Below are 19,610 nucleotides of genomic sequence, written 5' to 3'. Positions count from 1 at the left end.
TTGTATCGAGGTGTTCTATGAGCATGGAACTGATGGTTCAGGCGATGAAGGTCAAGGTGGGAAACCCGCTTCGTAAGCTGGTCCTGCTTAAGCTGGCCGATAACGCAAGTGACCAGGGCGAGTGCTGGCCGAGCTATCAGCATATCGCTGATCAGTGTGAGATCAGCCGTCGTTCAGTCATGAATCATGTTGCCGCGCTTTGCGAGTCTGGACTGATGCGAAAAGAGACCAGATCGGGGCCTAAAGGTAACGGCAGTAATTTCTACCGACTAACCCTGAGCGGTGCAAATACCAGCGCAAGGGTAGTGCAGGAGATTCACCAGGGTGGTGAAGCAAATTCACCAGGGGATGGTGCAGGAGATTCACCAGATGGTGCACCACATTCACCAGGGGATAGTGAAGGAGATTCACCCAGAATCAGTCACTCTTCTGAACCAGTCAAAGAACCAGAAAATAATTCTTGTCCGGACGCTTCGCTGTCGGACGAACAGCTGGCCAAAGATGCGTTTTTAAATCGTCATCCAGAGGCCGTGGTTGCCCATGCAGGAAAACGGCAGTGGGGAAGCAAGGAAGATCTGACCTGCGCTCAGTGGATGTGGAACCGCATCGTCAAGCTTTATGAAAAAGCCGCTGAGACAGACGGGGAACTGGTGCGCCCCAAAGAGCCTAACTGGGCTGCATGGTCCAACGAAATCCGGCTGATGTGTGCCATTGATGGCAGAACACATAAGCAAATTTGCGAAATGTTTTCGCGTGTACAGCGTGATCCGTTCTGGTGCCGAAACGTGATGTCACCGTCAAAACTGCGCGAAAAATGGGATGACTTAATTCTACGGCTGACATCGGCAGGGGCAGCTCAGAATCAGGCTGGTGGCCGGGATATCAATCGGATCTCCCGTCCTGACAGCACCGTTCCACCAGGATTCAGGGGGTAAGCATGCAAAACGCAGGTTCCATTCTCGATCGCCTTCGCCGCGTCATTCCGGCAGGCGTAGAACCCAAATTCAAGAACGCCGCTGAGCTGATGGCCTGGCAGCGGGAAGAAGGGCAAAAGCGTGCAGCTGAGATTGACAAGATCAACCAGCAGGCGCGGGCAGAGAAAATTTTCGGGCGATCCGGGATCCAGAACCTGCACCGCAGCTGCAGCTTCGCGAATTACACGGTGAACGGCGACGGCCAGCGCCATGCCCTGAGTATGGCAAAGAGCTATGCGCAAAATTTTGGAACCGGCTTTGCGAGCTTCGTTTTCACCGGAAAGCCCGGCACGGGAAAAAACCACCTCTCAGCGGCGATCGGAAATTATCTGCTGAAACAGGGGCGAACGGTTTTGATTGTGACCGTGCCGGACCTGACCCTGCGCGCCAGGGCCTGCTATGACGAAGGGCGTTCTGAAGCCGCGCTGCTGGATGACCTCTGCAAAGTGGATTTGTTGGTGCTCGACGAAGTAGGCATTCAGCGCGACAGTCGCGGCGAGAAAGTTTTGTTGAACCAGATTATCGATCGCCGCCTGGCCGCTATGCGCCCCGTTGGCGTTCTGACCAACCTGAATTACGACGCGCTGGTAGACACCCTGGGTGAAAGGGTTATTGACCGCCTGCGCATGGATAACGGCATTTGGGTGAACTTTGACTGGGAGAGCTATCGCGGAAACGTTAGCCACCTGAGACCTGTTTAGTGAATTTTGAGGAGAAAATTATGGAATCCGTAATCGACGCACTGAAAGCAATGGGTAAAGCAACCTACCTCGATGTAGCAGCCCGCCTTGATATCGAGCCCGTAGAGGCACTGAAAATGCTTCGCGAGCAGAAGGAAGAAGGATTGTGCGATTTCTTCGATGGATCATGGTCGGTCGGTGCCGCGAAGGAGCATAAGCCGAAGCGTATCAGACCCAAGCAGCCATCGCCGCTGGTGGAGAGGGTATTGGCAGCGATGCAGGGTCAGGGAGCTATGAGTGCTAATCAGGTCGCAGAAAAGCTGGGCAAAGGTTCCCGAGCCCTGAATGCATCGCTTGGTGCGATGTGCAAGGACGGTCTGGTCCTACGCCATGTGGACGGGAAAAACATCACCTGGAGCCTGGCGGGGGAAGCGACAATACAGCCAGAGCAGCAGGAGCCCGAAGCAGCGGAAGTCATGGCCGCACCAACTCAGGAGAGCAAATCCTTGGAAGAAATTATTGGGGATATCCCTGCTTTCGCCAGCCGTCCGGATGATCTGATTGTTCCGTCATCGCGTTTTATCTCAACCGAAATCCGCCGCACGAAAGCGAAGTTGGCAAACCTGCAGCGTCTGCAGGGGGCCGTTCGCGAACTGCGCCGCTACAAACATCTGCTGCAGGGGTTGGGGAATGACTGATTTACCGAAATGCCCTGAATGCGGCATGGCTCCTTCACTGAGGGTTCGCAGCCGGGGGATGAACTGGGGGTCGGCAGAGGTCCGCTGTTCTAACGGTTGCCCTGGAGTCCGCGCGGGATTTTCGTTCCCGCCTGATGGACAGGCAGCGGCCCGGCAGTTGCTTCAAGAAAAATGGAAAGAGCTAGTGGAGGCCAAGTGAGCAACATCGACAAACACGCGCTGCGTGTAATGGAGCCGGTCAAGTCGACAGAAGACATGATCGTTAATGGGTTCGAGCTAGAGCCAGATGGCAGCGCTAAAGCCAGATATGCGGTAATGCCTATCAATAATCATGGTATGTAATGGTATCTCCTTTAAACAATATTATGCTATTGAAATTAAATGATTATTTTGTAAATAAGTTTTCCATAAGGATTTGAATTAGTACCATCATAGTGCAGTTAAATTCAAAGCGGAGGGGGTTATGGTCTGTCCTGATTGTGGTTCAATCACTATTGGAAAAGAGGTTACTCGCAGAGGGTGGAGTGGCGACTCCATTTGCCATCAGTGTGGATACAACAATGCAAAAAATGTATTTATAAATGATGGAAAGTCGGGGGAGAAAGTGTCCACATGGAAGTTAAAAAAGAAGGTCTACAGCACTTGATTTGGCTACACATCAATGTCTAACCCATTCGATACATAACAAACTCTTACAGGAGCTTAAAATGGAAGATTACTTAGTTTTTGGTTTAGGTCATGAAGGTGATATCAAGAACGATGAAGCGGGTCTTGATAAGATAAGCGTTGTAACGAAAGCGGTAATGCTTTCCACAAATTCCAGTGAACCAGTGGCTTACCAAATGACCGAGTTCAAAGAATTTAATGTTGTCAGACAGCAAGCATTTGATGGAGAATTCTACAACATAGCATTCGATGTTTTACCCTCTCGTGATCGTGTCGATGCTGCAATCCGAAAATATCACCCAAAGAAATCATCAACAGTTTAATTACCTTTAATTTTCTTAAATTAACACGCCATAATCGTCTCATCGGAGCCTGAACAATTCCGGTGACTTCTGCGCATTTAAGGGGACTTAAATGCGACCACAATCTGAACTCCTCACCTAGTCACAGATGCAGAAATGCACCTGTGATTTTGTGCATTCTGCGTTTTCCGTCAAGGAGGCCGTAAGGCCCTGCCTGTAGACGGTTTCAAACTCCATCGCGGTAACTTCGCCGCTATCGGCAAGCAGATTCAGCCATTATTGGATGCCGGGCAATGCTTCCGCCTGCAGGTGAAGTCGTTGCGAGAGAAGCGCAGCCTGGCTCAGAACGCGCTCAGCCACTTGTGGTACACGGAAGTCAGCTAATACCTTATTGCCCTAGGCAAGACCTTCGCTAGGCCGGGTGTGTCAAGGACACGATGAAACACACCTATCTCGGCTACGAAAACGATGACTGGGGGACGTCGTGTCCGGCAAGGTAACTGCCGTGCAAACCCTGCACCATACGACCGAGCTGGAAGCCGGCGAGATGTAAATCTTCTTGTGTAAAGTCGAAGCTTGGGCGTTAAGCATCGGCTGCCTTCTGACTATCCCCCAGTATTGCAAGTACCAGCGGTTGCGCGATAAGCATGAGGTAAAACCGTGAACCGCTGGCGCTGCAATTAGGGGCTGTATGGTTAGTTGTTTTAATCCTGCTGGTGGTGCTGGCTATGAGAGGAATTGATTGTTGATTAATCACTTACCCGCCTCGGCGGGTTTTTTGCGCCCAAAATCTTGACCCTCGTTTTTTTGGTGATACTGTATAAATATACAGTTAATTGACAGGGGTGGTCATCATGGGTTTTCCATCACCAGCAGCAGACTACGCAGATCAGACGCTCACTATCACCAGCCTTTGCGGCTATGACGGTAACTGCCGCACCATCGAAATATCAGCCGGGTACGCGATTATCAACGTTGCCAGAAAACCCGAAATTGGTGACACCGTTCTGATCTCGTTCTGCGGGGGGCTGGACTTTGCATCTGTCCAGGGTAAGGCGCTCATCACACAGGATGGGGAGGCGATAGAGGGGGATGCTTTGGACGATACGACGGTGATGGGAGTTGTCACGCACCTTCTGAATCGCGTTACCGATACTGACAACAGACCGGTAATTTAGCAGACCGTACACGATTCCTGTGCTTTAAGGACCGATCGGTTACACAGATCAATTACGGTTAATTGATCTTTCTAACCGCTTAGACGTTCGTTAGTGGGACTGCTTTAGTAACGTTCAGCGCGCAGGGAGAAAAGGGACGGCCCCGATTAGTCGGGGGAAACTGAATTGAATAGGATTTTCCGTTATGAATGAGCAAGAGTTAATTGCTGCCGTTCGCCCTGCTGGACGTTATGAGGTAGTGAGCCAGGAGGATGGCTCCTTTGTTGTTGTCCCGGTACCTGCCGAAGCAATACTCATCACCAGGGAAGCACTCAGACAATGCCTTGAGCGCTTCCGCAACCCTGACAACTGATTTATAATAATCAAGCTGGCCTGAACAACCAGCGCCTGTCGCACCATCACCGGAGAAAAGTGATGGCGCAAAGAACCACCCCGAATTACCCACACCGCCCGTTAATGCGCGGGGTTTCTGCTTGTGCTGGTGGTCCAGCATGAAGAAAGCAGATAGCCTCCATCTTTCACGTGTGGCCGCGCTGGGCTGCATCGTGTGCAGAAATCAGAACCTGGGCGAAACGCCTGCGGAAATCCACCATATCCGAACCGGGCAGGGCATAAGCCAGCGCGCTGACCATCGAAAATCAATTCCCCTGTGCCATACGCATCATCGCAACGGCGGTTATGGTGTGGCGATTCATGCTGGCCGTAAGCAATGGGAGAAAAACTTCGGTACCGAGTTGCAGCTGCTGGAGCAGGTCCAGTTAGAGCTGGGGGTGTTCTATGCCTAAATACATCATCACCCCAGTCGGTAAACCCCGCATGACTCGCCGCGATAAATGGAAACAGCGCCCGCCAGTGATGCGCTATCGCATGTTTTGCGATGAAGCCCGCCTGCATGGAATCAGGGTGCCGGAGAGCGGCGCCCATATAACCTTCGTTTTGCCGATGCCGCCGAGCTGGAGCAAGAAAAAGCGCGATGCTATGGACGGCCAGCCCCATCAACAAAAGCCCGATCTGGACAACCTAACAAAATCTCTGTTGGACGCCTTGTTTGAGGATGATTCCCACATTTGGGACGCCCGGACATCAAAAGTATGGGGCGAAACCGGAATGATAATTATCGAGGACATAAAATGAAGGTTTCGGCACGACTTAGCGATCTTAATCCAGTAGAACTGCATATCAGTTACATTATGAGGCTTGACGACAATGCCTGATATTAAAATTGTTCTTGAGCGCTGGGGAGGGTGGGCTGCGAGAGATAGCTCTGGAGTCGATTATTCAAGCATTGCAGCAGGCTTTAAAGGGCTTCTTCCGCCAAGTGGAAAATCTCGTCTCTCTTGTACCGATGACGATGCTCTGATTATTGAAAGCTGCTTGGCACAACTACACAAAAGAAAACCGTATGAGCATTCTCTGCTGGTCGCTTATTATTTGTATGGTATTCCTAAGCGTAAGTTAGCCAAAATGCGAAAAAAAGATGAGAAAATTATTCGCATAGAGATGCAAATGGCTGAGGGATTCATTGAAGGTTGTTTAGCTATGTTAAATGTTAAGCTAAGTATGGAGTGAAGTAAGCGGCCAAATAACTTGGCCGTTATTTTTAATTTTGCAGTTCGACAAAGGCATCTTCGAATGTTGTGTTTATGAACCCCCACTCAAGGAAAGCCAAAGTAGATCTTCTGATAAATTGATAAATTATAGGTGGGTAGGGATTGTTTTGGCGAAGCTCATTGATTTTTACGTAATTTTTTAAAATCAACACTTCAAGTTCATGGCCGTTTTTAAAGTAAAACTCTCTATCAGATTTGAAAGTTCGGCCATTCATATATGAAATTTCGTAATCTCTATTATTATCTCTCCCTAATAATCTTCTGATTATATTATCAATGACCTTTTGCAGTATATTATCATCTTCTAATATTTCACTCCATGATTTATAACGTGTATCGTCAAGGGTGAAATCCTCATGAATAATGTCATTGCGGTGATGATATGCAAAAATACTTATTGGATCAAAGACGATGTTTTCAATGGAATAAGCCTTGTTTTTCGCGAATACTTTAATATCTTCAATATGTCTTCTCGTTTTTAAATCCCAATCAATTAGTCCTCTTACAGTATGGTTGCCATTTTTTCTCAAGCTTTCAACCATCCCGACAACATTCCCCCAGTTGCCTTGGCCATTAATTGTAGCCACAATTCCTTTTATTTTATCTTCATCGTTAATATGTGCTCTTAAATGTTTTGATAATTCATTTTCTGAGATTTTCTCACCAGAACTGACGAAAGTAAGGTTTATGAATCTATTAATTCTCGAAGAATGGTCTTTGATTTTACGATAAACTAATTCATAGATATTATAGTCATTTTCGTTCTCAACGTATACCTGTCGATTATTGTCTGGATTTATAGATATCTGACTCACTCCGTCAAGAAGTTCAGCGATAGCTTTATCTTTTTCAATGATTTTAGCTAAGTATTTAGAAGAGGTTTCTGAAAAAGTTAAATTAATGATACTATCATTTGGGCACAACGCAACTGTTGTAGGGGAATGAGTAGTAATGATAAAGTTAACCCTTAAGAGATTATGTAATTGATCAAGGCATCTAAAAAGGTCATTTGTCATCTGAGGATGTAAATGCGCATCAGGCTCATCTATTAGCACAATCGACTTATTGTTGAATATGTATTTTGGATTGGAATATTTAATTTCAAAGGTTTTTTCGGCCAGCCAAAAAATTATTTTTTCACCAGATGATAAATCTTTAATGTCAATCTGCTCATTTGTTTTGTTAAGAGTTAATTTGGGGTTGTAATCAAAGTGTGCATTTTTTTCAATAGGTAGGGAGATGGAGAATTTACCTCTAAATAATGACTCTAGGGTTTTATTAAAAGCAATTGCTGGATTTTCTTCACCCATAATAGCATATAATTCATCCTCCTCCAGATAGGAAATATCTTGACCTTCACTTTTAAGGAATTTTAACCATTTATTCTTGAATATTGTTTGAAAATAATTAACGGTTAATTGACTTAGGCTTGCTTGAGTTAAATTTGCCTTTCCATTAATAATATCCTTGTGTGCCAGGATTGATAACTCTAATTCGTCTGCTGTAATATCATGGATTTTTTTCTTTAATAATGCTTCAGCCCGCTCTACTATTTCTTTAACTTTAAATTCTTCATGTTCATAGATTCCAGAGTGGTGATTTACATTCAGACCACAAATTTCAGGGAGTTGGGTTGTGTCGGTTACGGTGGATGCTATCCGAAGGACGCTGTAGGAGAGGTTTTGTGCATAATTGTTATTGCTAAAGTTGACAAGTATGTTCCTATTATCTATGTCCATGTTTAATAAAGTTACTTGATTTTGATATACTTGTGAATCATCAATTATCGCTTGAATGTTACTATTCACTATACCTTCTAAAAGTCGAGTCTTACCTGCGCCGTTTCGCCCTGTAACTAGACACAAATAGTCAAAAAAAGTTATGGGTGACTCTAGTTCAAAGCCTTTATAGCGATTTACTGAGTTAAGAGATGTATTCATGTTGCGTTCCATCTATGAACTGAAAGAGAAATTTTATCAAAAAAAACTAACGCGGTCCGCAAATTTGATTGTAATCTGTTAAAAATTGTTATTCAGCACCGTACTTAACTGCATCTAAATATAGCTACCTTTCCGAGCTGCCCAAAAGGCAGCTTTTTTATTGGCTTTGGCATAACTCTTGGTAAGAGACTGTGAAAATGAATGGTTCAGGGAACATCTTCACGCAGTTCTTCGCGTGGGTAGCAGCTGTTGCGTCTGCCATTGGATTTACCACTCAGGATCTGGTGTTCATGTTCTTTGGCGCTGCTGGTTTGCTTATCTCGCTTGCCTCCTACATCAACGGGCGTATAGATGCACACCGCAGGCGTAAAGAGGATGAGAAGCGAACGAAAATGGTCAATGACTACCTGAAAGGGGTCGGTGATAAACCTCTTCACGAACGTCCGGCTGCGGCAAGCGTGGTTGTCGAGGCATTACAAAAGGAAGGTGAGTAATGGGGAACCGGGCAAAGTTGAGCGCGGCTGTTCTGGGGTTGGTGCTTGCTGGCGCATCTACACCGACTATCCTCGATCAGTTTCTGAATGAGAAGGAGGGTAACAGCCTCACGGCGTACAAAGATGGCAGTGGTATCTGGACTATTTGCCGTGGCGCCACGATGGTTGATGGTAAACCGGTTGTGCAGGGCATGAAATTGACTCAAGCCAAATGCAATCAGGTGAACTCTATCGAGCGAAATAAGGCTTTGGCGTGGGTTGACCGCAATATTATGGTACCGCTTACCGAACCGCAGAAAGCCGGGATCGCATCTTTCTGCCCATACAACATCGGGCCGGGTAAATGCTTCCCGTCAACCTTCTATAAGCGCATCAATGTTGGCGACCGGAAAGGAGCCTGTGAAGCTATCCGCTGGTGGATTAAAGACGGTGGGCGTGATTGCCGCCTGACCAAAGGCCAGAAACACGGCTGCTATGGTCAGGTGGAACGTCGCGATCAGGAAAGCGCTCTGGCATGCTGGGGGATAGACTAGTGAAACTTAATCTTTTCCCAGTCGCCATTGTCATCATCGCTGGCCTGTCAGTCGCACTCGTTAAAAGCTGTTCAGACGCCAGCAGCCTGCAGAGTGATAACGACGTTCTGAGAAATGACAACACTTTGCAGGGGCAGGTGATCGCCACTCAGGCATTCAACTTCAATCGGTTCAATCAGGTTGCTGAACATGCCAACAAGCTTAATTCCCTGATCGATACCAGCACCGAAGAAACCGTAATCGAATACCGGGAGATTCTCCGCCGTGAAAAAACCTGTGATATGCCTGTTCCTGCTGATGTCTCTGGTGGGCTGCTCAGCTACGCGCACCGTTTACGTGCCAGCGCCATGCACGCCGATTCCGACAGAGCTAACGCGGCCAATGTTAGTTCCGCTTCCTCCAGCGCAATGACATATTGCCAGGCTGTTCTCTGGATTAAGCCTCTGTTGGCCGTTATTGAGAAGGGTAACAACAACTTCGCGAGCATAAGGCAGATAGAGCTGGAAAGAAAAAACTAGGGATGGCTCGTCCTTGAGCACACGGGTATTCCTGAACGACGACTTTACCTGACATAGCAAAGCCTGAAATTAATTTTAGAAAACAGTGGGTAATTATCAAGCGAAGCGAGGAAAAAACATCCCTTCTGAGACAAGATCCGTAAGTTCAGAAGGGAGACCAATCTGGTCATCATTACAAGGAGACTCGAACTATAAAGGAAACTGTATGGGAAACCAGACATATTAGAATAACTTTCTGATTTAAAAAGTTTTAATTTAATATTAATTAACCTGATAAATATTTAAGCAAGGCTTAAATTTTTTAGTTCAGATACGAAAAATGTTGATTTTATACTAAATTAAAAATGCACATGCGAATCGACATTTCTGGCACTCAGTGGATCCCCCTATGCGGAGGGGCAAGCAGTCGATGCTGGGCGTAACGTTTGCGGACTTGAAGACTGTGGCAAGTTCACCGGGAGGCACCCGGCACATGAGTGAAAGATAAGGGAATATATAATTTGTCGACCAAGGTGCGAATTGCTACTTACTTACTGCTAGACCCAGCCAGTTCTGTCCGAGCTGGCTTTTTTTTTGAAAAAATGCCCCCACAAGGGAGGCTACAGGAGTCTCAGTTTCACATGCTCTTTTTATCGATGTTTCCCTGGAGTTGGCATTCTCCACATCAGAGTCACGTTTAGCCTGGCACTTAACTGGGAATTAACAAGCGTAAGCGGTTAGATTGAAAAATTAATTAGATTCTAGATCAACTGATTTTGGCCAGTAATTGTAAAAAAAAGCCCTCCAGTGGAGGGCAGCTAAAAAACGGCTAGTTTCGTTTAAGGTGCTATTTTCTCTGGTATTGGTAGGAGCCAGTTCAGAGAATCTTAAGGATGGACGCCATGGCTGATTTAACAAGCGTAAGCGGTAGGTTTTAGGAATTACCTTATTTTATCCCCTGTGGCGGATAATAACTACAACATCCCCACCCGAGGATATGACTCTCCCCCCAAGGCATCTGAGGCTCTATGGGTCCTTTCCGGCTATCAAACATGTTACGGGGCGGCGACCTCGCAGGTTCTCGCTATTTATGAAAATTTTCAGGATTTTGCCGTTTCCGTTCTTCTTCTGTCTAAGTCATTGTATTTGCTGGGTATGGCCAGCCAAAAGAAAGGAAGTATTAAAGCCTGGTAGTAGTCATTTTACGCGGCATGGTTTCCTTACCCTGTTTTTCGCCTGGAGTTCGTCATGGAGGTCAATAAAAAACGCCTTTCAGAGATTTTTGGTGTCAGCATCCGCACGATCCAGAACTGGCAGGATCAGGGAATGCCAGTTGTGCGAGGTGGCGGTAAAGGGAATGAAGTGCTTTATGACTCTGCCGCCACAATTGAATGGTATTCCGCTCGGGACGCAGCGATAGAAAACGAAAAGCTGCGCAAAGAGGTTGAACAGCTGAGAGTTGATTCAGAATCAGACCTCCAGCCTGGCACGATTGATTATGAGCGCCATCGGCTTACCCGAGCCCAGGCTGATGCTCAGGAACTAAAAAATGCAAAAGAGTCCGCTGAGGTGGTGGAGACCGCATTCTGCACGTTCGTGCTGTCGCGGATAGCCGGAGAAATTGCCAGTATCCTTGATGGAATACCTCTGTCGGTTCAGCGGCGCTTTCCGGAACTGGAAAATCGACATATTGATTTCCTCAAGAAGGACATCATAAAAGCCATGAACAAAGCAGCTGCGCTGGATGAAATGATACCGGGGTTGCTGAGTGAATATATCGAACAGTCAGGTTAAGGGGCTACAGAACTCCGCGCGCTCGGGGCTCCGTTCGTTGTACCGGCCAGAACCGCAAACGGCGGTTGAGTGGGCAGACGAAAATTATTACCTTCCAAAAGAGTCTGCTTATCAGGAAGGGCGCTGGGAAACGCTGCCGTTTCAGCGTGCGATAATGAATGCGATGGGTAATGACTATATCCGCGAGGTCAATGTCGTTAAGTCTGCCCGAGTAGGCTATTCAAAAATGCTGCTCGGCGTGTATGCGTATTTCATCCAGCATAAACAGCGTAACTCGCTTATCTGGTTACCTACCGACGGTGATGCAGAAAACTTCATGAAATCCCATGTCGAACCGACAATCCGGGACATCCCCTCACTGCTGGCGCTGGCGCCCTGGTACGGTAAAAAGCACCGGGACAACACGTTGAGTATGAAACGTTTCTCGAATGGTCGCGGTTTCTGGTGCCTCGGTGGTAAAGCTGCAAAAAACTACCGTGAAAAATCTGTTGATGTGGCGGGTTATGACGAGCTGGCGGCATTTGACGAGGATATCGAGAAAGAGGGCTCTCCAACGTTTCTGGGTGATAAACGTATTGAAGGGTCGGTCTGGCCTAAATCGATACGAGGATCCACACCCAAAATTAAAGGAACGTGCCAGATTGAACGTGCCGCCAAAGAGTCGGAGCATTTCTTACGATTCTATGTTCCCTGCCCACACTGTGGGGAAGAGCAGTACCTTAAATTCGGCGATAAAGAGACGCAATTCGGATTCAAGTGGACGCCGGGGGATCCTGCCAGCGTTATATACCTGTGTGAGCACAATGCCTGCGTAATTAAACAGCAGGAGCTCGATTTTTCGCAGGCGAGGTACATCTGTGATGAAACCGGGATCTGGACGCGCGACGGCCTTTGCTGGTTTTCATCATCGGGTACCGAAATTGATCCGCCTGACAGCGTTACCTTTCACGTCTGGACGGCCTATAGCCCCTTCACAACATGGGTGCAAATCGTCAAGGACTGGATCAAGACCAAAGGCGACACGGGGAAACGTAAGACGTTCGTCAACACAACGCTTGGTGAAACGTGGGAGCCTAAAATTGGTGAGCGTCCTGATGCTGAGGTGATGGCTGAACGTATTGAGCACTTCGGGGCCAGGGTGCCGGAGCGCGTGGCCTACCTTACTGCCGGTATTGACTCCCAGCTTGACCGTTACGAAATGCGTGTCTGGGGCTGGGGGCCTGGCGAGGAAAGCTGGCTTATCGACAAAATTATCATTATGGGTCGCCATGATGATGAATCCACGCTTCTCAGGCTGGACGAGGCGATCAACAAAACCTATCCGAGGCCTAACGGCGTTGAAATGCTTATTTCCCGCATCTGCTGGGATATCGGCGGCATAGACCCAACGATTGTTTATAACCGCTCGAAAAAACATGGTCTGTTTCGTGTCATTCCTGTTAAAGGCGCATCTGTCTACGGCAAGCCCGTGGCGAATATGCCTCGCAAGCGTAACAAGAATGGCGTTTATCTCACTGAGGTAGGAACAGACACCGCGAAAGAGCAGATTTATAACCGTTTCACGCTGGTGGCAGAAGGCGACGAGCCGCTGGCGGGTGCGGTTCACTTCCCTAATAACCCTGAAATATATGATTTAGCTGAGGCTCAGCAGCTTACGGCTGAAGAGCAGGTTGAGAAGTGGGTAGACGGGAAGAAAAAAATCGTCTGGGACAGTAAAAAACGACGAAACGAGGCACTTGACTGTTTTGTCTACGCGCTTGCAGCTCTGCGGATAAGTATCTCCCGCTGGCAGCTGGATCTGGATTCTCTTCTGGCCAGCTTACTGGAAGAAGACACTGGCCGTAAAAATAACAAATCTCTGGCGGATTATGCCAGGGCATTAGCGGGAGAAGAATAATGGCAACACAGGCTGAACTGGATGCCGCGCGCGCAGCGTTACATGACCTGATGATGGGGAAACGGGTTGCGACGGTACAGAAAGACGGTCGAAAGGTGGAATTTACGGCGACCTCAGTCAGCGATCTGAAAAAGTACATCGCCGATCTTGAGTCACAGGTCGGTACCACTTCACGACGCCGCGGGCCGGCAAGGTTCTACACATGAAAATTCCTTCTTTAGTTGGCCCTGACGGGAAAACCTCCCTGAGGGAATATGCAGGCTATCACGCCGGTGGCGGCGGATTCGGTGGACAGCTAAATGCCTGGAATCCCCGGAGTGAAAGTGCCGACGCCGCACTTCTGCCGAACTTCTCACGGGGGAATGCCCGTGCTGATGATCTGGTCCGAAACAATGGTTATGCGGCAAACGCCGTGCAGTTGCACCAGGATCACATCGTCGGGTCTTTTTTCAGACTGAGTTACTGCCCGAGCTGGCGATATCTCGGCATTAAAGAAGAGGAAAGCCGGGCGTTTGCCAGGGAGGTGGAGGCCGCCTGGTATGAATATGCGGAGGATGACTTTTGCGGGATTGATGCCGAGCGCAAGCGAACCTTTACCATGATGATCCGCGAAGGTGTCGCGACGCACGCTTTTAACGGCGAGCTGTGCGTACAGCCCACCTGGGACAGTGATTCATCGCGACTTTTTCGCACGCAATTTAAAATGGTTAGTCCAAAACGCGTGAGTAATCCCGGTAATACAGGTGACACGCGTAACTGTCGCGCGGGCGTCAAAATCAGTGATAGCGGCGCAGCGCTGGGGTACTACGTCAGCGAAGACGGCTATCCTGGCTGGATGTCGCAAAAATGGACCTATATACCACGGGAACTTCCGGGCGGAAGGCCATCATTCATCCATATTTTTGAACCGCTTGAGGATGGACAGACCCGCGGCGCAAACGTGTTTTACAGCGTGATGGAGCAGATGAAAATGCTCGACACCCTGCAAAATACCCAGCTCCAGAGCGCGATAGTGAAGGCCATGTATGCGGCCACCATCGAAAGTGAGCTTGATACCGATACGGCGATGGACTTTATCCTCGGCGCGGATAGCAAGCAGCAAAATAAGTTGACGGGCTGGCTTGGCGAAATGGCATCTTATTATGCCGCGGCGCCGGTTCGCCTCGGTGGCGCGAAAGTGCCTCATCTTTTGCCGGGCGATTCACTGAACCTTCAGTCAGCGCAGGATACCGATAACGGTTATTCCACCTTTGAACAATCCCTTCTGCGCTATATCTCGGCTGGTCTTGGTGTGTCGTATGAGCAACTTTCCCGCAACTACTCTCAGATGAGCTATTCGACAGCGCGTGCCAGCGCCAATGAATCCTGGGCGTTCTTTATGGGGCGTCGGAAGTTTGTCGCGGCCCGGCAGGCCTGTCAGATGTTCGTCTGTTGGCTCGAAGAGGCGATTGCGCGCCGGGTTGTCACGCTCCCGTCCAAAGCCAGGTTTAGCTTCCAGGAGGCGAGAACCGCATGGGGTAACGCCAACTGGATTGGCTCGGGGCGCATGGCTATTGATGGGCTGAAGGAGGTGCAGGAGGCCGTAATGCTGATCGAGGCCGGTCTCAGCACATATGAGAAGGAGTGTGCCAAACGCGGAGATGACTATCAGGAAATATTTTCTCAGCAGGTACGTGAAACTATGGAGCGCCGCCAGGCGGGACTTAAACCTCCGGCATGGGCGGCGGCTGCTTTCGACGCAGGGCTGAAAAAATCAAACGAGGAGGATAAAGATGACGCCAGAGCTGCGTAATCTCCCGCATATTGCCAGCATGGCCTTCAATGAGCCGCTGATGCTTGAACCCGCCTACGCGCGGGTTTTCTTTTGCGCGCTGGCAGGCCAGCTGGGTATCACCCGTCTGACGGATCCCGCTTCTGGCGTCACGCTCGGTGCAGAACAAATTGCAGAGCCGCTGGCGCTGTTTGGCGATGATGAGGAAATGGGCCCCCGGCCAGCGCGGAGCTATCAGGTAACAAACGGGATCGCGGTGCTTCCCGTTTCCGGCACGCTGGTCAGCAAAACCCGGTCACTGCAGCCTTATTCCGGTATGACGGGCTATAACGGGATCATTGCCCGCCTGCAGCAGGCAATCAGCGATCCCGGCGTGGACGGTATCCTGCTGGATATGGACACGCCGGGCGGGATGGTGTCCGGGGCTTTTGACTGTGCCGATATTATTGCCCGGATGCGGGATATCAAGCCCGTCTGGGCGCTGGCGAACGATATGAACTGCAGCGCAGGGCAGCTTATTGCCAGTTCTGCATCACGACGGCTTGTAACGCAAACGGCCAGAACCGGATCTATCGGCGTCATGATGGCGCACAGTAATTATGGCGCTGCACTGAAAACTAACGGCGTTGAGGTCACGCTGATTTACAGCGGCGATCACAAAGTCGACGGCAATCCTTACGAAAAACTACCGAAGGACGTGCGCGCGGATTTTCAGACGCGTATCGATGCCACTCGTCAGATGTTTGCCGAAAAGGTTTCCGCTTATACCGGCATGTCAGTGCAGGCCGTACTGGACACCGAAGCGGCTGTCTTCTCAGGCCAGGAGTCCGTGGATAACGGTCTGGCGGATGAACTTGTTAACAATACCGATGCGCTCGGCGTGATGCGTGAAGCACTCGACAGACGCAAAAAAACAACCACTGGAGGAACTATGCCATCACCTTCTGCATCTGCAGCGACCAATCAGCCAGCTGACCAGACAGCTACACAGACTACTGCACCGGCTGAGCAGGTCACCACCGTTGACACAACAACCGCGGCTTTAACGGACCCGGCAGACCTCAGCGCTCAGGTTTCGGCAGCCGTAGCCGCCGAGAACGGTCGCATCATGGGTATTCTGAACTGCGAAGAGGCAAAAGGTCGCGAATCACAGGCCCGCGCGCTGGCCGAAACGCCGGGCATGACGGTCGAGAGTGCGCAGCGCATTCTGGCCGCGGCGCCGCAAAGCGCCCAGGCGCGTACCGATACGGCGCTGGATCGTCTGATGGAAACCGCACCAGGCGCTCTTTCTGCAGGGAATGCCTCTGCTGAAGCCGGCGACGATTTGTTAAACACCCCCGTATAAGAGGCTAACATGGCTATCACTGAAGTATTTACTCATCACCAGCCGCTCGGTAACAGCGATCCGGCACACACCGCGTATGCACCGGGCGAACTGACAGCATCCACCCCGGCAATGACCCCGCTCATGCTCGATGCTACCTCCGGCAAACTGACCGTCTGGAACGGCGAAAATGCAGGTGCAGCAACCGGCATTCTGGCGGTTACTGCTGACCAGAGCAGTGCAGAACTGGCATTTTATAAATCCGGTTCGTTCCGCATCGAAGATGTGCTCTGGCCATCTGCTGTTACCGACGAAAATATCAAGCGTAACGCGTTCGCCGGTACTGCGATCAGCATCGTTTAATCACCCTCAACTTTCATAAAAGCCGCATATGCGGCTTTTTTTACGGGAAAATTCTATGTCAGTGTACACAACAGCCCAGCTTCTGGCGGTCAATGAGAAGAAATTCAAGTTCGATCCGCTCTTCCTGCGCATCTTCTTTCGCGAAACTTATCCCTTCAGTACAGAAAAAGTCTACCTGTCGCAAATTCCTGGCCTGGTCAACATGGCTCTTTACGTATCGCCGATTGTCTCCGGGAAAGTGATCCGTTCCCGTGGCGGCAGCACGTCGGAATTTACGCCTGGCTATGTGAAGCCTAAGCATGAAGTTAACCCGCTGATGACTCTTCGCCGCCTGCCTGATGAAGATCCACAAAATCTGGCCGACCCTGCCTATCGCCGCCGCCGCATCATCCTTCAAAACATGAAAGATGAAGAGCTGGCGATTGCACAGGTGGAAGAGAAGCAAGCAATTGAAGCTGTGCTCTATGGGAAATACACCATGAGCGGAGAAGCATTTGAGCCAGTAGAAGTCGATATGGGCCGCAGTGCCGGTAACAACATCATCCAGGCGGGTGCAGCTGCCTGGTCCTCTCGCGACAAAAAAACGTACGACCCGACCGATGATATTGAGGCGTACGCGCTCAACGCCAGCGGCACAATCAACATTATTGTGTTCGATCCGAAGGGCTGGGCATTGTTCCGCTCTTTCGACGCGGTGAAGGAAAAATTGGATACACGTCGCGGCTCTAACTCCGAGCTGGAAACCGCTCTGAAAGACCTGGGTGAAGCCGTTTCTTATAAGGGCATGTACGGAGATGTGGCCATTGTCGTTTACGCAGGCCAGCTTGTTGAAAATGACGTCAAAAAGAACGCTCTGCCAGACCTGACAATGGTGCTGGGAAATACCCAGGCGCGCGGCCTGCGTACCTATGGCTGCATTCTGGATGCGGATGCCCAGCGCGAAGGCATTAATGCTTCAACGCGTTACCCGAAAAACTGGGTGCAAACGGGTGACCCGGCGCGTGAGTTCACCATGATTCAGTCAGCTCCGCTGATGCTGCTGCCAGATCCTGACGCGTTCGTTTCAGTCAAGCTGGCATAACTTTCCCAAGTGGCCCTGTCGGGCCACATTTCTGGAGTATTTCCCATGACAGAAAAAGAAACCCTTATCGCCCGACTGAAAGAGCTGGGCGTAAAGCTTGATCGTGAGGTCAACGTCACAGGCACGATCCAGGAGCTTACGTTACGTATTTCTGAGCTCGAAGAGGAACTCGACGAAGACGGAGAAGAGGGAGCTGAAGCGGCCAGTAGTGCTGTTACCAGCACGTCGAGCCAGCCTGGCGCGGATAACACTTCTGGCTCGATTACCGAAAATCCTGCATCAACAGAGATCGGCGCGCTGGTGGCGGTTGAAACGCTGGTGACCTTGCACATAAACGCGCTTCACGCCACGCGTAACGAGTCTGTGTCTATTGTCGAGCCTGGTGTCGTTATCCGCGTGACTGACGTTGAGGCTAACGACCTGATATCTCGGGAGCTGGCCCGGGAAATCTGACAGGGGGCCTAATGGCTGATTTCGACAATCTTTTTGATGAATCGATGGCGCGCGCGGATACCACTATACGTGGATTGATGGGCGCAGAGGCAAGGATAACCTCAGGATCTTTATCCGGCGTCACGCTCCGGGGGGTCTTTGACGATCCAGAGAACATTGGTTACGCCGAAGTGGGGATCCGAATTGATGGAACCAGGCCGACGTTGTTTGTGAACACATCGGATGTTAGCGGGCTGGAAAGGCTGGATACGCTGAAGGTTAACGGGCGTGAATTTTGGGTTGATCGCGTTGGTCCGGATGATTGCGGGTCCTGCCATGTTTGGCTGGGTAGTGGATCACCTCCCGGCGGTTCGCGGCGTCGTTAAGGAGCATTCATGTCGATAAAAGGTCTTGAGCAGGCGATCGCTAACCTGGATAGCCTGGACAGAAATATGGTTCCCAATGCCAGCGCATGGGCTGTGAACAGGGTTGCTGCTAATGGCGTCTCGGTTGCCGTCCGAAGGGTGGCGAAAGAAACGGTAGCCGGTGATAACCGCGTTTCGGGGATACCCGTAAAGCTGGTCCGACAAAGGGTGCGAATCAACAAAGCCTCGGCGTCAGGGCACTCAGCGGCCCGAATTAAGGTTAACCGGGGCAATCTTCCCGCCATAAAACTCGGTGCCGCGCAGGTCAGGGCGACGAATCGAAAGGGCCCGCTGGTTCGAAAAAGTAGCGTGTTAAGAATTGGCCGTTATGTTTTTCGCGACGCCTTTATCCAGCGCCTGGCGAACGGCCGCTGGCACGTCATGAAGCGAATTGCAGGAAAAAGTCGTTATCCCATCGACGTGGTCAAAATTCCATTGTCCGCGCCCCTCACAACTGCTTTCGAAGCAGAAAAGAAACGCATGCTTGAAGAGGAAATGCCAAAACAACTTGGCTATGCCCTCAGGCAACAACTGAGGTTGCATCTGACACGATGAAACACACTCTCATTCGCCAGAAAATTATTGATGTGCTTGAAGAGGCCATCGGGAACGACGTCATGTTTTTTGACGGGCGTCCTGCTGTCATTGAGGAGGAGGATTTTCCTGCCGTTGCGGTCTATCTGACCGATGCGGAGTATACCGGCGAAGAACTTGATGCCGATATGTGGGCGGCAACGTTACATATTGAGGTCTTCCTGTCCTCGCAGGTACCAGATTCCGAACTGGATGAATGGATGGAAAGCCATATTTATCCTGCCCTCGCTGACGTACCCGGTCTCGATTCACTGTTAACGCTCATGGTTCCACAAGGCTTCGATTATCAGCGCGATGATGCGATGGGGTTGTGGACTTCCGCCGATATGAAATATTCAATCACTTACGAAATGTGAG

At 49.9% G+C, this 19,610-nt stretch carries 24 protein-coding genes and 1 pseudogene; 24 read left to right on the top strand and 1 reads right to left on the bottom strand.

Annotated features, from left to right (window positions below; translation table 11 throughout):
• Positions 1-17: 17 nt before the first annotated feature.
• The 10 genes and pseudogenes from ACOTY9_RS07810 (at position 18) to ACOTY9_RS07765 (ending at position 6,067) form a co-directional block, all read left to right on the top strand.
• A complete protein-coding gene (locus ACOTY9_RS07810; protein WP_395291799.1) occupies positions 18-935 on the top strand; it encodes a helix-turn-helix domain-containing protein in 918 nt (305 codons plus the stop codon).
• Between the two features lie 2 nt (positions 936-937).
• Positions 938-1,675, top strand: a complete 738-nt coding sequence (locus tag ACOTY9_RS07805) for an ATP-binding protein (RefSeq protein WP_421637330.1) — start codon at positions 938-940, stop codon at positions 1,673-1,675.
• 20 nt (positions 1,676-1,695) lie between these two features.
• The gene (locus tag ACOTY9_RS07800) at positions 1,696-2,352 is read left to right on the top strand and encodes a DUF1627 domain-containing protein (RefSeq protein WP_421637329.1); all 657 of its coding nucleotides are present in this window, start codon (positions 1,696-1,698) and stop codon (positions 2,350-2,352) included.
• A 195-nt stretch (positions 2,353-2,547) separates the two neighbouring features.
• Positions 2,548-2,694 (top strand): hypothetical protein, encoded by a 147-nt coding sequence (locus ACOTY9_RS07795; protein WP_248042059.1) that lies wholly within the window; start codon positions 2,548-2,550, stop codon positions 2,692-2,694.
• A 365-nt stretch (positions 2,695-3,059) separates the two neighbouring features.
• A complete protein-coding gene (locus ACOTY9_RS07790; protein WP_248042058.1) occupies positions 3,060-3,341 on the top strand; it encodes a hypothetical protein in 282 nt (93 codons plus the stop codon).
• A gap of 189 nt (positions 3,342-3,530) precedes the next feature.
• Positions 3,531-3,984: pseudogene (locus tag ACOTY9_RS07785) on the top strand (hypothetical protein).
• Positions 3,985-4,174: 190 nt separating this feature from the next.
• Entirely contained in the window at positions 4,175-4,498 is a 324-nt protein-coding gene (locus ACOTY9_RS07780; protein ID WP_320688709.1) for a hypothetical protein, read from the top strand.
• Between the two features lie 491 nt (positions 4,499-4,989).
• Positions 4,990-5,283, top strand: a complete 294-nt coding sequence (locus tag ACOTY9_RS07775; RefSeq protein ID WP_395291794.1) for a Ref family recombination enhancement nuclease — start codon at positions 4,990-4,992, stop codon at positions 5,281-5,283.
• Positions 5,276-5,632: a RusA family crossover junction endodeoxyribonuclease gene (locus ACOTY9_RS07770; RefSeq protein ID WP_395291793.1), complete on the top strand. Its 357-nt coding sequence runs from the start codon at positions 5,276-5,278 to the stop codon at positions 5,630-5,632. Before ACOTY9_RS07775 ends, ACOTY9_RS07770 begins: the two co-directional genes overlap by 8 nt.
• A 72-nt stretch (positions 5,633-5,704) precedes the next feature.
• Positions 5,705-6,067 carry an antiterminator Q family protein gene (locus ACOTY9_RS07765; protein WP_395291792.1) on the top strand — a complete coding sequence of 121 codons (363 nt, stop codon included), beginning with the start codon at positions 5,705-5,707 and terminating at the stop codon, positions 6,065-6,067.
• A gap of 31 nt (positions 6,068-6,098) precedes the next feature.
• Here the strand turns inward: ACOTY9_RS07765 and ACOTY9_RS07760 are convergent, their stop codons facing one another.
• On the bottom strand, positions 6,099-8,048 hold the full coding sequence (locus ACOTY9_RS07760) for an AAA family ATPase (RefSeq protein ID WP_395291791.1): 1,950 nt from the start codon (positions 8,046-8,048) through the stop codon (positions 6,099-6,101).
• 191 nt (positions 8,049-8,239) lie between these two features.
• On the opposite strand from ACOTY9_RS07760, the gene ACOTY9_RS07755 reads away from it, so the two are divergent.
• From ACOTY9_RS07755 to ACOTY9_RS07690, 14 genes are all read left to right on the top strand, one after another.
• Positions 8,240-8,542 carry a hypothetical protein gene (locus ACOTY9_RS07755; RefSeq protein WP_395291790.1) on the top strand — a complete coding sequence of 101 codons (303 nt, stop codon included), beginning with the start codon at positions 8,240-8,242 and terminating at the stop codon, positions 8,540-8,542.
• Positions 8,542-9,075, top strand: a complete 534-nt coding sequence (locus ACOTY9_RS07750) for a lysozyme (protein ID WP_421637328.1) — start codon at positions 8,542-8,544, stop codon at positions 9,073-9,075. The genes ACOTY9_RS07755 and ACOTY9_RS07750 overlap by 1 nt, the downstream gene beginning before the upstream one ends.
• Entirely contained in the window at positions 9,075-9,593 is a 519-nt protein-coding gene (locus tag ACOTY9_RS07745) for a hypothetical protein (RefSeq protein ID WP_421637327.1), read from the top strand. Before ACOTY9_RS07750 ends, ACOTY9_RS07745 begins: the two co-directional genes overlap by 1 nt.
• Positions 9,594-10,820: 1,227 nt before the next feature.
• Positions 10,821-11,366: a terminase small subunit gene (locus ACOTY9_RS07740; RefSeq protein WP_047357559.1), complete on the top strand. Its 546-nt coding sequence runs from the start codon at positions 10,821-10,823 to the stop codon at positions 11,364-11,366.
• Positions 11,341-13,263, top strand: coding sequence for a phage terminase large subunit family protein (locus ACOTY9_RS07735; protein WP_395299018.1), 1,923 nt, complete (start codon positions 11,341-11,343; stop codon positions 13,261-13,263). Before ACOTY9_RS07740 ends, ACOTY9_RS07735 begins: the two co-directional genes overlap by 26 nt.
• Positions 13,263-13,469: a phage head-tail joining protein gene (locus tag ACOTY9_RS07730; protein WP_248081264.1), complete on the top strand. Its 207-nt coding sequence runs from the start codon at positions 13,263-13,265 to the stop codon at positions 13,467-13,469. Before ACOTY9_RS07735 ends, ACOTY9_RS07730 begins: the two co-directional genes overlap by 1 nt.
• The gene (locus tag ACOTY9_RS07725) at positions 13,466-15,055 is read left to right on the top strand and encodes a phage portal protein (RefSeq protein ID WP_248081261.1); all 1,590 of its coding nucleotides are present in this window, start codon (positions 13,466-13,468) and stop codon (positions 15,053-15,055) included. The genes ACOTY9_RS07730 and ACOTY9_RS07725 overlap by 4 nt, the downstream gene beginning before the upstream one ends.
• Complete coding sequence (locus tag ACOTY9_RS07720; RefSeq protein ID WP_248081258.1) at positions 15,036-16,379, top strand: S49 family peptidase; 1,344 nt, start codon at positions 15,036-15,038, stop codon at positions 16,377-16,379. The genes ACOTY9_RS07725 and ACOTY9_RS07720 overlap by 20 nt, the downstream gene beginning before the upstream one ends.
• A 9-nt stretch (positions 16,380-16,388) precedes the next feature.
• On the top strand, positions 16,389-16,721 hold the full coding sequence (locus tag ACOTY9_RS07715; RefSeq protein ID WP_248081255.1) for a head decoration protein: 333 nt from the start codon (positions 16,389-16,391) through the stop codon (positions 16,719-16,721).
• A 55-nt stretch (positions 16,722-16,776) separates the two neighbouring features.
• Positions 16,777-17,802, top strand: a complete 1,026-nt coding sequence (locus ACOTY9_RS07710) for a major capsid protein (RefSeq protein WP_047357273.1) — start codon at positions 16,777-16,779, stop codon at positions 17,800-17,802.
• Positions 17,803-17,847: 45 nt separating this feature from the next.
• Positions 17,848-18,255, top strand: a complete 408-nt coding sequence (gene gpFI / locus ACOTY9_RS07705) for a DNA-packaging protein FI (RefSeq protein ID WP_040017194.1) — start codon at positions 17,848-17,850, stop codon at positions 18,253-18,255.
• Positions 18,256-18,266: 11 nt separating this feature from the next.
• Entirely contained in the window at positions 18,267-18,620 is a 354-nt protein-coding gene (locus tag ACOTY9_RS07700) for a head-tail joining protein (protein WP_133279773.1), read from the top strand.
• A 9-nt stretch (positions 18,621-18,629) separates the two neighbouring features.
• Positions 18,630-19,214 (top strand): phage tail protein, encoded by a 585-nt coding sequence (locus ACOTY9_RS07695; protein ID WP_023292731.1) that lies wholly within the window; start codon positions 18,630-18,632, stop codon positions 19,212-19,214.
• A complete protein-coding gene (locus ACOTY9_RS07690) occupies positions 19,211-19,609 on the top strand; it encodes a phage minor tail U family protein (protein ID WP_040017196.1) in 399 nt (132 codons plus the stop codon). The genes ACOTY9_RS07695 and ACOTY9_RS07690 overlap by 4 nt, the downstream gene beginning before the upstream one ends.
• Position 19,610 lies beyond the last annotated feature (1 nt).

Origin of the sequence: Enterobacter cloacae complex sp. SHL012 (genome assembly GCF_049237505.1) — a bacterium.
GTDB lineage: Bacteria > Pseudomonadota > Gammaproteobacteria > Enterobacterales > Enterobacteriaceae > Enterobacter > Enterobacter kobei.
The sequence above is the reverse complement of the archived record's forward strand: the minus strand, read 5'-3'. Positions and strand labels throughout refer to the sequence as shown.

What these genes read in the sequence shown, in the direction of transcription:
- ACOTY9_RS07810 (WP_395291799.1), top strand. Translation starts at nt 18, where the DNA reads ATGAGCATGGAACTGATGGTTCAGGCGATGAAGGTCAAGGTGGGAAAC.
- ACOTY9_RS07805 (WP_421637330.1), top strand. Translation starts at nt 938, where the DNA reads ATGCAAAACGCAGGTTCCATTCTCGATCGCCTTCGCCGCGTCATTCCG.
- ACOTY9_RS07800 (WP_421637329.1), top strand. Translation starts at nt 1,696, where the DNA reads ATGGAATCCGTAATCGACGCACTGAAAGCAATGGGTAAAGCAACCTAC.
- ACOTY9_RS07790 (WP_248042058.1), top strand. Translation starts at nt 3,060, where the DNA reads ATGGAAGATTACTTAGTTTTTGGTTTAGGTCATGAAGGTGATATCAAG.
- ACOTY9_RS07780 (WP_320688709.1), top strand. Translation starts at nt 4,175, where the DNA reads ATGGGTTTTCCATCACCAGCAGCAGACTACGCAGATCAGACGCTCACT.
- ACOTY9_RS07775 (WP_395291794.1), top strand. Translation starts at nt 4,990, where the DNA reads ATGAAGAAAGCAGATAGCCTCCATCTTTCACGTGTGGCCGCGCTGGGC.
- ACOTY9_RS07770 (WP_395291793.1), top strand. Translation starts at nt 5,276, where the DNA reads ATGCCTAAATACATCATCACCCCAGTCGGTAAACCCCGCATGACTCGC.
- ACOTY9_RS07765 (WP_395291792.1), top strand. Translation starts at nt 5,705, where the DNA reads ATGCCTGATATTAAAATTGTTCTTGAGCGCTGGGGAGGGTGGGCTGCG.
- ACOTY9_RS07760 (WP_395291791.1), bottom strand. Translation starts at nt 8,048, where the DNA reads ATGAATACATCTCTTAACTCAGTAAATCGCTATAAAGGCTTTGAACTA.
- ACOTY9_RS07750 (WP_421637328.1), top strand. Translation starts at nt 8,542, where the DNA reads ATGGGGAACCGGGCAAAGTTGAGCGCGGCTGTTCTGGGGTTGGTGCTT.
- ACOTY9_RS07740 (WP_047357559.1), top strand. Translation starts at nt 10,821, where the DNA reads ATGGAGGTCAATAAAAAACGCCTTTCAGAGATTTTTGGTGTCAGCATC.
- ACOTY9_RS07730 (WP_248081264.1), top strand. Translation starts at nt 13,263, where the DNA reads ATGGCAACACAGGCTGAACTGGATGCCGCGCGCGCAGCGTTACATGAC.
- ACOTY9_RS07725 (WP_248081261.1), top strand. Translation starts at nt 13,466, where the DNA reads ATGAAAATTCCTTCTTTAGTTGGCCCTGACGGGAAAACCTCCCTGAGG.
- ACOTY9_RS07720 (WP_248081258.1), top strand. Translation starts at nt 15,036, where the DNA reads ATGACGCCAGAGCTGCGTAATCTCCCGCATATTGCCAGCATGGCCTTC.
- ACOTY9_RS07715 (WP_248081255.1), top strand. Translation starts at nt 16,389, where the DNA reads ATGGCTATCACTGAAGTATTTACTCATCACCAGCCGCTCGGTAACAGC.
- ACOTY9_RS07710 (WP_047357273.1), top strand. Translation starts at nt 16,777, where the DNA reads ATGTCAGTGTACACAACAGCCCAGCTTCTGGCGGTCAATGAGAAGAAA.
- gpFI (WP_040017194.1), top strand. Translation starts at nt 17,848, where the DNA reads ATGACAGAAAAAGAAACCCTTATCGCCCGACTGAAAGAGCTGGGCGTA.
- ACOTY9_RS07700 (WP_133279773.1), top strand. Translation starts at nt 18,267, where the DNA reads ATGGCTGATTTCGACAATCTTTTTGATGAATCGATGGCGCGCGCGGAT.
- ACOTY9_RS07695 (WP_023292731.1), top strand. Translation starts at nt 18,630, where the DNA reads ATGTCGATAAAAGGTCTTGAGCAGGCGATCGCTAACCTGGATAGCCTG.
- ACOTY9_RS07690 (WP_040017196.1), top strand. Translation starts at nt 19,211, where the DNA reads ATGAAACACACTCTCATTCGCCAGAAAATTATTGATGTGCTTGAAGAG.